Source organism: Lysobacter sp. P5_C4 (assembly GCF_054049695.1).
The window spans coordinates 272429-284403 of sequence record NZ_JBFULX010000002.1 but is presented as its reverse complement, the minus strand read 5'-3'; the positions used below and the strand labels follow the sequence as shown (position 1 = coordinate 284403).

Genomic DNA, 11975 nt, shown 5'->3' with positions numbered 1-11975 from the left:
TCGGCGATGCCGGGCCCCCCGCGACGGCCGCCATCATCCCGTTTCCGCGACGGATGCGCCACGCTGGCTGCCGACGGGGCGATGGCTATACTCGGCCCGCCTTTCGATGAACCTGCATTCCGGAGCCCTGTGTGCATTTGTCTTCCCTGCCGCCAGGCTCGCCCAACACGCCGCTTCCACCACTGGCGATCCGTCGCTATACCGCGACCACCGCGCTCGGCCGCGGTCGCGATGCGCAACTGAATGCGTTCCGGGACCGCCGCGGCGGCTTGCGTCCCAATGATTTCGGCGGCGAAGACCGCCTGGATTGCTGGATCGGCCGCGTCGACGGGCTGGAAACCCAGGCGCTGCCGCACGCGTTCGCACATTGGGAATGTCGCAACAACCGGCTCGCCTGGCTCGCGCTGCAGCAGGACGGGATGCTGGACGCGGTGCGCGAGGCGAGCGATCGCTTCGGCGCCGACCGCGTCGCCATCGTCGTGGGCACCTCCACCTCCAGCATCGGCGCCAGCGAGGAGGCGTATGCGCGGCTCGAATCCACCGCCGCCGGCCCCGCGTTCCCGCACGACATGCAGCGCCCGATCGTGCACACCCCGCATTCGCTCGGCGATTTCATCGCGCATGCGACCGGGCTCGACGGCCCCTGCGTCACCGTGGCGACCGCGTGCTCGTCGAGCGCGAAGGTGTTCGCGCAGGCCGCGCGCCTGATCCACGCGGGGCTCGCCGATGCCGCGCTCGTCGGCGGCGTCGATACCCTGTGTGGCAGCGTGCTGTACGGCTTCAACGCGCTGGGCCTGGTGTCGCAGGGCAAGTGCAAACCCTTCGATGCGACGCGCGACGGTTTGTCGCTCGGCGAGGCCGGCGGCTTCGCATTGCTCGAACGCGTCGAAGACGGCGCACCACCCGGCCTGTCGCTGCGTGGCTACGGCGAGTCGAGCGACGCCCACCACATGTCCGCGCCGCATCCCGAAGGCCTCGGCGCGCGACTGGCCATGGGCGATGCGCTTGCGCGCGCGGGCGTGCAGGCTGCGGACATCGGGTACCTCAACCTGCACGGCACGGCGACCCCCGCGAACGACACCATCGAGGCGCAGGCCATCGCCGCACTGTTTCCCGACACGCTGCACGCCAGTTCGACCAAGGGGTGGACCGGGCACACGCTCGGCGCGGCCGGCATCGTGGAATCGGTCTGCGCGATGCTGGCGCTGGAACACGGCGTGTTGCCCGGCATCCTCAACAGCGCGCAACGCGATCCCGCCTGCGGCGCGCAGATCCGCTTCGACAACGCGCAACGCGCGATCCGTTACGCGATGAACAACTCCTTCGGGTTCGGCGGCAACAATTGTTCGCTGGTGTTCGCGGCATGACGGGGTTGTCCGCCACCGTCGAGGGCATCGGCTTCTGGAGCAACGGCCTGCCGGACTGGAGCGCCGCACGCGCATTCGTGCGCGACGGCGCCTTGCCCGAAGCTGCACCCGCCCGCCCTTCGCCGCAACTGCTCGCGCCGAACGAACGCCGCCGCGCGCCGGACACCGTCGCGGTCGCGCTGGAAGTGGCGCTGGCCGCGTGCACCGCAGCCGGCCGCGACCCGCGCGCGCTGCCGTCGGTGTTTGCCTCCACGCACGGCGATCTGGGGATCACCGACTACATGTGCGCGACGCTCGCGGCCGACCCGCGTTCGATCTCGCCGACGCGCTTTCACAACTCGGTGCACAACGCAGCCGCCGGTTACTGGACCATCGGCGCGGGTTGCACGGAAGCGACCACGGCGATCAGTGCGTACGACGCGACCTTCGCCGAAGGCCTGGTCGAGGCGCTCGTGCAATTGGCAGCGGGGGAGGAAGCGGTGCTGCTGGTCGGTTACGACGGTGGCGCCGTCGGTCCGTTGATGCCGATTTCCAACAGCGCGGGCCTGCTGGGCGGCGCGCTGGTGTTGTCGCGCCTGCCGAAGGCCGATGCACCGCGCATCGAAGTCACCCTGCAACCGGGCCGCAGGCCCGCCGATGCGGCGCGTCTTTCCGAACTCGCCGGCGGCAACGCGATGGCGCAGATGCTGCCCTTGTTCGAAGCGTTCGCCGCGACGCGGAGTGAAGCGCACCTGTTCGCAGGCCGCGGGCGCACCCTGCAGGTGGCCATCGCATGACCGACGTGACCGATCTCGCGCGACGCACCTGCATCGTCATCCCGGCGCTCAACGAGTCGCTGCGGATCCGTGAAGTCGTCGAAGGCGCGCTCGCGCATTGCCCGAACGTGCTGGTGATCGACGACGGTTCCGACGACGGCACGTCCGACTGCGTGCGCGACCTGCCGATCGCCCTGATCCGCCACGAACAACGCCAGGGCAAGGGCGCGTCCCTGCGCGAGGGCTTCGCCGAAGCGCTGCGCCGCGGGTTCGACGGCGTGTTGACGATGGACGGCGACGGCCAGCATCACGCCGACGACATTCCGCGCCTGCTCGAAGCGGCGCAGTTGTACCCGGGCGCGCTGGTCATCGGTTCGCGCGTGCGCAAGCGCGTGCAGCAGCCGAAGCATCGTCGCCTCGCGAACGAATTCGGCGACTGGGGCATTGCGTGGGGCTGCGGCTATCGCATCTGCGACACGCAGAGCGGCCAGCGTTTCTACCCCGCGAACGTGTGCGCACTCGACGACGTGCCCGGCGAAGACTTCGTGTTCGAAGCGCAGATCCTGATTTCCGCCGCGCGGCAACTGGGCGTGCGCGTGGTGTCGGTGCCGATCGAGTCGCGGTACCAGGGCCCGGGCGCCGCCGCACAGTTCCGCAAGAGCCACTTCCGTCCGTTGACCGATTTGTGGCGCATCACGGCGCATGTCGCCAAACAAATCATGCGCTACGGCAACGTCGTGGCCGAATACCGCCGCGCGCGTGCGCATCCGCCGGTCATCCATGATCCGACGGGCGAGTTCGGCGGGGCACGCAATCCCATGCAACCCGTCCCCAAACCTTCCTTCCAGGACCGCCCATGAGCGCGCAGGCCGACGTCGTCATCCTCGGAGGTGGCCTCGCCGGCCTGACCCTCGCGATCCAGTTGCGCCAACGCGACCCGTCGCTGTCGGTCACCGTGCTCGAACGGCGCACGCACCCGGTGCGCGAGGCGGCCTTCAAGGTCGGCGAATCGACGGTGGAAATCGGTGCGCATTACTTCGCCGACGTCCTGGGGTTCCGCGAACACCTGGAAACGCAACAACTGCGCAAGTTCGGCTTCCGCTTCTTCTTCAGCGAAGGGCGCGAAGACCTCGACCAGTGCACGGAGCTCGGCGTGAGCGAATTGCTGCCGACGCATTCCTGGCAGCTCGACCGCGGGCGCTTCGAGAATTTCCTCGGCGAACAGGCGCGCGCGCTCGGCGCGAAATTCCTCGACGGCTCGACCGTGCGCACGATCGATCTGTCGAAGGACGAATCGCCGCACGTCGTGGGCTTCGACCGCGGCGGGGCCTCGCACACGATCTCTTCGCGCTGGGTGGTCGATGCCGCCGGTCGCGCCGGCCTGATCAAGCGCAAGCTCGACCTGGCCCAACCGAACGACCACGACGCGAACGCGGTGTGGTGGCGCGTGGATGGCTACATCGAACCGCAACAGTGGTCCGACGATCCGCAATGGCTCGGCCGCTGCAATCCGCCGGCGCGCTGGCGTTCGACCAACCACATGTGCGGGCCGGGCTACTGGTTCTGGTTGATCCCGCTGGCGTCGAACGCGCATTCGCTCGGCATCGTGTGCGACGCGAAGATGCATCCACTCGACACGATGAACACGCACGCCAAGGCGATGGACTGGCTGCGCGAACATCAGCCGGGCGTCGCGCGCGCCGTCGACAAACCCGAGCACGCGCTGCAGGACTTCCTGTTCTTCCGCCACTTCTCCTACAGCTGCAAGCAAGTGTTCTCTGGCGATCGCTGGGCGCTGACGGGCGAAGCGGGCCTGTTCCTGGATCCGTTCTACTCGCCGGGCAGCGACTTCATCGCGATGAGCAACACCTTCATCGTCGATCTCATCGAGAAGGACCGCGCAGGCCAGCCGGTGGCGCCGTACGCGTCGATCTACGAGCAACTCTACGTTTCGTTCTACGAGAACACGCTCACGCTCTACCAGGATCAGTACCCGCTGTTCGGCGATGCGCAGGTCATGCCGCTCAAGGTGATCTGGGACTACACCTATTACTGGGCACTCCTGGCGCCGGTGTTCTTCGCCGGGCGGCTCACGGCGATCTCCCTGCTCGGTCGCCTGCGCGATGCGTTCATGCAGGGCCGCGACTTGAATCTCTCGATGCAGGCGCTGCTGCGCGAATGGGGCGAGCGCAACACCGGGCCGCTGGTGCCTGATCGCCGCTTCCTCAACCAGTGGGGCATCGACTGGTTCCACGAGATGAACCGCGCGCTCAACGACACGCTCGACGACGCGCAGTTCGAAGCGCGCCTGCGTGCGAACGTCGTGCGCATGCGCTGGCTGGCGGCGGAGATGCTCGATGAAGCGCGGCGCACGCATCCGGACATCGACGATCACGGGCTCGACGCGCAACTGGCCGCATTCCGCGACGATGGCCCGCCCGCGCCTTGCCTCGAGGATGCGTGGTACGCGCGAATGGCCACGACGTCCGCAACCCGGGCGCCTGCCGAGGCGCTGACGCCGTGAATCATTCGATGCTGATGTTGCAGCTGGTGGTCATCCTCGCGGCGGCGCGCGGGTGCGGCCTGGTGTTGAAGTATTTCGGCCAGCCGGCGGTGATCGGCGAGATGGCGGCGGGTTTGCTGCTCGGGCCCATCGTGTTCGGCGCGATCGCGCCGGAGGTCCACGCGCAATTGTTCGCGAAGGATTCCCTCGGTGGGCTCTCGGCGTTGTCGACGGTCGGACTTGTGCTCTTCATGTTCATCGTCGGCGCCGAGTTGCGGGCGCCCGAAGGCGTGCGCGCACAGGTCAAGGCGGCCGGATGGGTGGGCGTGCTCGGCGTCCTGTTTCCGATGGGCGCGGGCTTCGCGATCTCGCCGATGCTGTATCCGCTCGCGCCGGCTGGCGTGGGCTTCTGGCCGTTCGCGCTGTTCATGGCGGCGGCGTTGTCGATCACCGCGTTTCCCGTCATGGCGCGCATCCTCAAGGATCGCGGATTGACGCAGACGCGCCTGGGCCGGCTGGCGTTGAGCTCGGCCGCGATCGCGGATGTGTTCGCGTGGGTGATGCTCGCCGTCGTCGTCGCACTCGTTGGGCTGGGCGGCGGTGGTTCGGGCTTGCTGCGCACGACGGTCGGCACGCTCGCATTGCTCGCATTCGTCTTCGGCGTGCTGCGGCCGTTCTATGCCTGGTTGATGCGCCGCTTCGCGCCGACGGGCGAGCCCTCGCAGATGTTGCTGGCTGCGCTGCTGCTCGGCGCGCTGGGTTGCGCGGGTCTGACCGAATGGTTGGGCCTGCACGCGGTGTTCGGTGCCTTCCTGTTCGGCGCCTGCCTGCCGCGCGACGACCGCCTGCTGCGTTGCCTGGTCGAGCGCCTGGAATACATCGCGATCGTGTTGCTGATGCCGATTTTCTTCGCACTGGCGGGATTGAACACGACGCCCGACGCGTTCGTCGGCACGGGCCTGGGTGCGTTGCTGCTGGTGTTGCTCGCCGCGGTCGTCGGCAAGATGGCCGGCGGTGCGGCCGGTGCACGCGTGGCGGGCTATGGCTGGCGCGAGTGTTTCGCGACGGGCGCGCTGATGAACGCGCGCGGCCTGATGGAATTGATCGTGATGAAGGTCGGCCTGGATGCCGGCCTGATCGGGCCGTCGCTGTTCACCATGCTGCTGGTGATGGCGCTGGTGACCACGGTGATGACGAGCCCGCTGCTGACGTGGTTCGCGGGACGATCGCCGGACCTGGTGGATCCGGCGTCGTCGCGCGCTTAGAAGATCAGACGCCGTCTTCGGCCTTGATCGTCAGCACTGCCTTGTCCTGCGGGGCCATGACGGTCCACTTCTTCAGGTAGTCGGCTTTCTTCTCTTCGATGCTGGCCTTGTGCTTTTCGTACCAGGCCGTGTTCGATTCGGTGACTTCCACGAGGTTCGTGTTCGCCATCCACTTCTTGAAATCGGCGCTTTGGGTGTTGTACTCGGCCTTCGCGTCCGGATGGATCGGCAGCAGCGAGAAGCGGGCCTTCCACGCGCCCATGCGCGGGCTGACGAGGATGTAATACGTCTTGCCGGCTTCGAGCGTGGCATCGACGAAGTCGGCGTTCTCGGCGATCACCATGAAACGGTGCGCGCCCGGCTCGGCCTGGTAGGCGACCTTCTGCTTGTTCTGGATGATGCCGATGAACTTCGTTTCGGCATCGGGCGCGTCGTAGACCGAAGCGCTGATGGCCGAACCGACGAACGACGAACGCAGGAAGACGACAAGCGCCTTGCCTTCTTCCGGAACCGGCGACTGGTTTTCGGCGTGCTTGCCGGTTTCGCCTGCGATGGCGAACGTGGAGGCAAACAGGAGCGAGAGCAGCGCGAACAGGCGCAACTTGCGGATCATGCGGTGATTCCCCTGGTGAGTTGAGTGCCGACACCCCTGTCGGCGCGGGGAGGATACCCGTCAGGTCATGCCGCCGTCGACGCCGATCACCTGGCCGTTGACGTAACTCGCCGCGTCCGAACACAGGAAACGCACGAGCGCCGCCACCTCGTCGGGGCGCGCGGCGCGGCCCGCGGGCACCATCTGTTTCACCAACGCCGGCGGGAAACTCGCATCGGCCATCGCGCCCTCGACCACGCCGGGGGCGACGACATTCACGGTGATCCCGCGGCTGCCCATCTCGCGCGCCAGCGATTTGCTCGCGCCGTGCAGTGCGGACTTCGCGGCCGCGTAGTTCGCCTGGCCGCGGTTGCCGAGGACTGCCGCGACGGACGAGACGCTCACCACGCGGCCCCAGCGGGTGCGCGCCATCGGCAGCAACAGCGGTTGCGTGACGTGGAAGAAGCCGTGCAGCGAAACATCGACGACACGTTTCCATTGCGCGGCCGACATGCCGGCGAGGGGTGCATCGTCGTGGATGCCGGCGTTGTTGACGACGACCTGGATCGGGCCATGTGCCAGCAACCCGTCGATGGCGGCGCGCGTCGCGTCGGCATCGGCGACATCGAACGCAATCGCCTGCGCGCTGCCGCCGTCTGCGCGAATTACTTCGACGACGCCTTCGGCGCGCGCCACGTTCGCATTCGCATGCACGATGACGTGCAGGCCGTCGGCGGCGAGCTGGCGGCAGATCGCGCCACCGATGTCGCCGCTTCCGCCGGTCACGAGTGCGCGTCGCTGGGTCATGCCGAGGTCTCCTGTGGCTGCAGCATCACGGCCGCGCGGCCTTCTGCCAGCACCGTGCCTTCGTGGCGAAGGAGGAAACGATACTGCTGCGCGCCCTCGCCCGCGATCAGGGCTTCGGCCTCGCATTCGAGCGTGCCCGGCAGATCGTCGATGCGCGAGCAGTGCAGGTCGACGCCGCGCAGTGCCACGAGCATGCCCGGTGGCGCCGATGCGCCGTGTTCGCGCGCGATCAGGCCGCCGTGCACGGCCATGGCCTGGGCGCCGTATTCGCAGAGGTGGATGGCGCGCAGTTGGCCGTGGCTGCGCAGCGGATGCGCCGGGTCGCGGTGACCCTGGCTCCGCAGGGTGATGCGTTGCGCGTCCCATGCCACCACTTCGTCCCACAGGCACATCGCACCGGCATGCGGCACGAGGGATTCGATCGTGGCGCGGTCGATCATGCGTCCTCCCGGTGCGGATGGCGCGCGATCAGCAAGCCCAGCACGAAGTTCGACACGACGCCGAGCGTGACGGTCACGCCGATCGCGCGCAGGACCGGAATCGACGACAACCCCAGCAACGCGAACACCAGCAGCGTCATCGCGCTGCACACCAGCAAGGCATGCAGGGTGCGCAGTTGTTCCTCGCGATCGTCGCCCGCGTGCTCGAAGAACAACGCGTAGTCCAAGCCCAGGCCCGCGGCGAGGATCAGGGCGACGAGGTGGAACAGCGTGAGCTCGACGCCTGCGATGCGCAACGCGGCGAGGATCACGAGCGTGGTCACCGCCATCGGGGCGAGCACGCGCCAGGCACGATGCCAGGACCCGAGCGCGACGCGCACCGCGATCACGAGCAACACGGCTGCCAGCCCCAACGCCCACAACACGCGCTCGCGATAGGCGACGACGAGCGATTCGGACGCGGCCTTCAGGTCGACGAGTCGCGCACCCTCGCGTGCGGCGAGTGCTGCCACCTTGTCCGGTGCGTCGAGACCGATGAGCGAGACCAGGGCGGTCGCATGGCCTTCGCGTTCGCGCAGCAGGCCGTCGATGCGAATCTTCAGCGGCGTGCCGGCGAGATCGGCGGGCACCAGCGGCGGCGCACGACGTGCAGTTTCCACGTCGGCGAGGAAGGGTTCGAACACATCGGCGCGGAACGGCGAAGCGGCGAGGGCGGTATCGAGCGCGGTGCGCAGCGCTTCGGGCGCCGGCAGCTTCGCCTGTCGCGCGCGTTGCGTGCGGGCGCTCGGCAAGTATTGCGCGGCGTGTTCGAAACCGGCGAGCCAATGCTGCGAACGGGCCTGTTCGAGCGCAGACCCGAGACGTTCGCTGCGCTGCAACGCATCTTCGACGTCGCGGCCCTGGACGGCGATGACATAGCGCACGTCGGGTGCACCCAGTTCCTGCCGCACCTGCGCATCACGCGCGAGTGCTTCGGCCGGCACCGGCGTCAGGCGCGAGAGGTCGTTCTGCCAGAACGCGCCCGGCGCGAAGGTCGTGATGCCCGCTGCGATCAGCGTCAGGACCAGGATGGCGATGCGCGGCTGCGGCAGGCGTGCGACCCAGGCGCGCAGGCGTTCGAGCATCACCGATTGCGCAGGGTCGCGCAGATCCGGATCGACGAGTGCCGGCAGGAGCAGGCGCGTGGTCAATGCCGCCGTGCCGAGCCCGACGATGGTGAACACCGCGAGTTGCTCCAGGCCGTCGACGCCGGACACGAAGAACGTCGCGTAAGCGATGCACGTCGACACCACGCCCGTGGCCAGCGTCGGCCACAGCGCGCGCACGCTCGCATACGGCTTCACGCCCGTGCGCTGGTGGCTGAAGAAGTGGATCGGATAATCCTGCGCGACGCCGATCAGCGTGAAGCCGAACGCCACGGTGATGCCATGCACGCCGTCGAACACCAGGGCCACCACGCCCAGGCCCGCGAGGCCGGCGCTGGCGAGCGGCAACGCGCCGAGCACCGGGATCTTCCAGTTGCGATATGCGACGAACAACAACACGAGCAGGCCGATGGAATCGACCATGCCGATCCAGTTTGCCTCGTTCGCCGTGCGTCGGCCGATTTCGACGGAGAACGCGCCGGGGCCGGTCATCGACAGCGTGCCCGCCTGGCCGTGCTTGGCCTCGGTGTACGCCGATTCGATCGCTGCGACTGCATCGCTCTGCCCCGTGGGATCGAACCCCGCGGCGCGCGTTTGCACCGCGAGCAATGCCCGCTTGCCCGCGCGGTCGAACCACACGCCTTCGATGCGCTGCGGCGCGGTGGCCGGCTCCCAGGTTTCGGCGAGCACCAGGGTTTCGAGCGTCGGATCGCTCGGCACGAGCGGTTCGACCAGACCGGCCGCGGGCGACCCGAGATCGGCCACGCGCGATTGCACTTGCTCGGCCAGGTACGCGGCATCGAAGCGTTGCGTGTCGAGCGTCGGCGAAAGGAGATAGCGATAGGGACGCAGGCGTTCGGGGAAGGCCTCCAGCCCGCCTTCGCCATTGGCGACGAGCGTGAAGCGTGCGTCCTCCGACAGCGTGGCGCGCACGGCGCGTGATTGCGCTGCGAGGGTTTGTGCGTCGCGCGCGCCCGAAAGCGTGACCAGCAACAGGCGCGAACCCGGGCCTTCGCCCAGTTCATCGATCAGCAACCGCTGCTCCGGCGTGCGCGCGCTGGGCATGAACTTGCGCAGGTCGCCGCTGAGGTGGAGGTGTCGTGCGATCGCCCAGCCGGCGACGAGCAACACCGCGAGCCAGAGTGCGGCGAGCGCGATGCGCGCGCCCGGCCGCAGCGCGGCGTCGCTCATTGCGCGGTGCACAGTGCGGCCAGGGCCGCGGCGTCGGTCGAGGCGTGTGCGCTGCGCGCGGCGCCGGCGAGCAGCGTGCGTTGCATCTCGCCCTTCACCGGGCGCGTTTCGATGCAACGCAGCTCCGCACCGCGGCCGCGCAGCACGATGTCGCGCACTTTCGCCGCAAGCGCACGATCACGCGGCGACAGGCGAAGGATCCACGCCTGGCGCGTGCCGCTGGCATCGATCGCGTAATAGCGTTCCAGCTGCGTGCGGTCGCCGGCGAGCATCGCACCGAAGCTCGCCTGCAGGCCCTGCAGTTCCGGCGCGCGTGCCAGGGAGAACGTGCGCGCTTTGCCGTTGCGTTCGATGGTGGCCTGCCCGTTGCGGATCGTCGTCGTCTCCGCGTACGGCACGCGAACGGCACGCACGAGCGTGTCGCCGGTCGGCCGGCGGTACTGGCCTTCGATGCGCAGCGGCGTCTTCAGCAGCGCCGAGCCACGCAGTTCGACGAAATCGGTCTGCGTGGGCGCGGGGCGCGCGAGTTTCGAGAGGATCCAACCCGCGTCGACCGACGCCGATGCGGCGGTCGGCTCAGGCGGCGCGGCCCATGGTGCCGTCGCCCACGTCGCCGCCAGCAGCGACAGGCCGAGCACCAGACTCGTCCTGCGGTTGTGTTTGCGGCTTGTCATCGACGGGCGCTCCGGTGGGCGTGTTCCAGAAATCGTAGAAGTTGAACCAGTTGTACGGTGCGCTGCGCGCATGGTGCTCCAGGCGCGCGGCGTAACGGCGGGCCATGTCGGCCAGCACCTGGTTGCGATCCTTGCGCGCCACCTTGATAGGGCCGCTGAACGGCTCGAACACCAGGTCGTAGCGGTTGCCGCCACGGTACAGGCCGAAGGCAAGTACCACCGGGGCGTGCAGCACGGCGGCAATCAGCCAGGGCGCGCCCGGAAGCTGCGCGGGCGCGCCGAGGAATTCGACCGGATAGCCGGGCTCGCCGGGTTGCGTGCGATCGACGAGCAACGCCACGACCGCGCCTTCGGCGACCGCCTGCTGGATCGCGAGCACCACCGACGGCCCGTCCTGCCCCGCATCGATCACCGTGGCGGCGATCTCGGGGTTCAGCGCGTCGAGCAATTGCGTCATCGCCGCGTTGTGCGCCTTGTCGAGCACGACGCGCACGGGAATGTCGGGGCGTTCGCGCGCAAGCACGCGCAACACTTCGAAGCTGCCCAGGTGCGAGCCGAACAGCAGCACGCCGCCGTGCATGTCGACGGTCGCGTGCAACGCTTCAAGGCCATGCACGCGCACGTCGAAGCGCCGCAGGTCTTCGCCGAGGAGGAACACGCGATCGAGGATGGTGGCTGCGAAGGTGTGGATGTGGCGCGCCACGCCGAACAACGTGGCCGGCTTGCGCAACACGCGCGCCAGGTACGTGCGCGAGGCGCGGCGCTCCGGACCGCGCAGCGCGAGGAAGTACAGGACGATCGGGTACAGGCACAGGCGCGCGATCGTTCGCCCGCCCCGCCGCGCGATGTTGCGGATCAGCAGGATCGCGAACCGGCTGCCGCCTTCGGGGCGTTGCTTCCAGTGTGCGTTCATTTGCACACCACTTCGCCGGAGGCGATGGGCTGGCCATCGCGCACGACGCGGAAGCGCCAGCGACCTGCCTGACCTTCCAGCAGCACTTGCGCATGCTGGTCCGGCAGCAATGGCTGCACGAATTTCACCTGCGGCAGGCGCAGGTCACCGAGCGGCCCGTGGCGCGCCTGGATCGCATCGAGGACGCGATCGAGGACGACCACGCCGGGAACGACGGGACGACCCGGGAAATGCCCGGGCAGGCTGGGATGATCCGATGGCACGAAGAACTGCATGGCGACTTCATTCAAACATCCGCGCCCCTGTTGCGCGCGCGAATTATG

The 11975-nt window shown here is 68.5% G+C and carries 12 protein-coding genes; 5 read left to right on the top strand and 7 right to left on the bottom strand.

The features are described 5' to 3' along the window. The first annotated feature begins 146 nt into the window (after positions 1-146). From ACXJJ8_RS05810 to ACXJJ8_RS05790, 5 genes are read left to right on the top strand one after another with little or no spacing between them, the layout of a single operon-like run. A complete protein-coding gene (locus ACXJJ8_RS05810) occupies positions 147-1367 on the top strand; it encodes a beta-ketoacyl-[acyl-carrier-protein] synthase family protein (protein ID WP_499028597.1) in 1221 nt (406 codons plus the stop codon). Next, positions 1364-2143, top strand: coding sequence for a beta-ketoacyl synthase chain length factor (locus ACXJJ8_RS05805; protein WP_499027586.1), 780 nt, complete (start codon positions 1364-1366; stop codon positions 2141-2143). The genes ACXJJ8_RS05810 and ACXJJ8_RS05805 overlap by 4 nt, the downstream gene beginning before the upstream one ends. After that, on the top strand, positions 2140-2982 hold the full coding sequence (locus tag ACXJJ8_RS05800) for a glycosyltransferase family 2 protein (protein WP_499027584.1): 843 nt from the start codon (positions 2140-2142) through the stop codon (positions 2980-2982). The genes ACXJJ8_RS05805 and ACXJJ8_RS05800 overlap by 4 nt, the downstream gene beginning before the upstream one ends. Next, entirely contained in the window at positions 2979-4646 is a 1668-nt protein-coding gene (locus ACXJJ8_RS05795) for an NAD(P)/FAD-dependent oxidoreductase (RefSeq protein ID WP_499027582.1), read from the top strand. Before ACXJJ8_RS05800 ends, ACXJJ8_RS05795 begins: the two co-directional genes overlap by 4 nt. 8 nt (positions 4647-4654) lie before the next feature. Then, entirely contained in the window at positions 4655-5890 is a 1236-nt protein-coding gene (locus ACXJJ8_RS05790) for a cation:proton antiporter (RefSeq protein ID WP_499027580.1), read from the top strand. Between the two features lie 4 nt (positions 5891-5894). Here the strand turns inward: ACXJJ8_RS05790 and ACXJJ8_RS05785 are convergent, their stop codons facing one another. From ACXJJ8_RS05785 to ACXJJ8_RS05755, 7 genes are read right to left on the bottom strand one after another with little or no spacing between them, the layout of a single operon-like run. Next, positions 5895-6503, bottom strand: a complete 609-nt coding sequence (locus ACXJJ8_RS05785; protein WP_499027578.1) for a hypothetical protein — start codon at positions 6501-6503, stop codon at positions 5895-5897. A gap of 60 nt (positions 6504-6563) precedes the next feature. Further along, complete coding sequence (fabG, locus tag ACXJJ8_RS05780) at positions 6564-7289, bottom strand: 3-oxoacyl-ACP reductase FabG (protein ID WP_499027576.1); 726 nt, start codon at positions 7287-7289, stop codon at positions 6564-6566. Beyond that, entirely contained in the window at positions 7286-7729 is a 444-nt protein-coding gene (locus tag ACXJJ8_RS05775; RefSeq protein WP_499027574.1) for a hotdog family protein, read from the bottom strand. Before ACXJJ8_RS05775 ends, fabG begins: the two co-directional genes overlap by 4 nt. After that, entirely contained in the window at positions 7726-10065 is a 2340-nt protein-coding gene (locus ACXJJ8_RS05770) for an MMPL family transporter (RefSeq protein ID WP_499027572.1), read from the bottom strand. Before ACXJJ8_RS05770 ends, ACXJJ8_RS05775 begins: the two co-directional genes overlap by 4 nt. Continuing rightward, on the bottom strand, positions 10062-10703 hold the full coding sequence (locus ACXJJ8_RS05765; RefSeq protein WP_499027569.1) for a LolA-related protein: 642 nt from the start codon (positions 10701-10703) through the stop codon (positions 10062-10064). Before ACXJJ8_RS05765 ends, ACXJJ8_RS05770 begins: the two co-directional genes overlap by 4 nt. After that, on the bottom strand, positions 10642-11652 hold the full coding sequence (locus tag ACXJJ8_RS05760) for a lysophospholipid acyltransferase family protein (protein WP_499027567.1): 1011 nt from the start codon (positions 11650-11652) through the stop codon (positions 10642-10644). The genes ACXJJ8_RS05765 and ACXJJ8_RS05760 overlap by 62 nt, the downstream gene beginning before the upstream one ends. Beyond that, the gene (locus tag ACXJJ8_RS05755; protein ID WP_499027565.1) at positions 11649-11927 is read right to left on the bottom strand and encodes an ApeI family dehydratase; all 279 of its coding nucleotides are present in this window, start codon (positions 11925-11927) and stop codon (positions 11649-11651) included. Before ACXJJ8_RS05755 ends, ACXJJ8_RS05760 begins: the two co-directional genes overlap by 4 nt. Between the last annotated feature and the right edge of the window lie 48 nt (positions 11928-11975).

Excerpts from the sequence above, each read along its gene's own strand:
- ACXJJ8_RS05805 (WP_499027586.1), top strand. The coding sequence starts at position 1,364 with ATGACGGGGTTGTCCGCCACCGTCGAGGGCATCGGCTTCTGGAGCAAC.
- ACXJJ8_RS05800 (WP_499027584.1), top strand. The coding sequence starts at position 2,140 with ATGACCGACGTGACCGATCTCGCGCGACGCACCTGCATCGTCATCCCG.
- ACXJJ8_RS05795 (WP_499027582.1), top strand. The coding sequence starts at position 2,979 with ATGAGCGCGCAGGCCGACGTCGTCATCCTCGGAGGTGGCCTCGCCGGC.
- ACXJJ8_RS05790 (WP_499027580.1), top strand. The coding sequence starts at position 4,655 with ATGCTGATGTTGCAGCTGGTGGTCATCCTCGCGGCGGCGCGCGGGTGC.
- ACXJJ8_RS05785 (WP_499027578.1), bottom strand. The coding sequence starts at position 6,503 with ATGATCCGCAAGTTGCGCCTGTTCGCGCTGCTCTCGCTCCTGTTTGCC.
- fabG (WP_499027576.1), bottom strand. The coding sequence starts at position 7,289 with ATGACCCAGCGACGCGCACTCGTGACCGGCGGAAGCGGCGACATCGGT.
- ACXJJ8_RS05775 (WP_499027574.1), bottom strand. The coding sequence starts at position 7,729 with ATGATCGACCGCGCCACGATCGAATCCCTCGTGCCGCATGCCGGTGCG.
- ACXJJ8_RS05770 (WP_499027572.1), bottom strand. The coding sequence starts at position 10,065 with ATGAGCGACGCCGCGCTGCGGCCGGGCGCGCGCATCGCGCTCGCCGCA.
- ACXJJ8_RS05760 (WP_499027567.1), bottom strand. The coding sequence starts at position 11,652 with ATGAACGCACACTGGAAGCAACGCCCCGAAGGCGGCAGCCGGTTCGCG.
- ACXJJ8_RS05755 (WP_499027565.1), bottom strand. The coding sequence starts at position 11,927 with ATGCAGTTCTTCGTGCCATCGGATCATCCCAGCCTGCCCGGGCATTTC.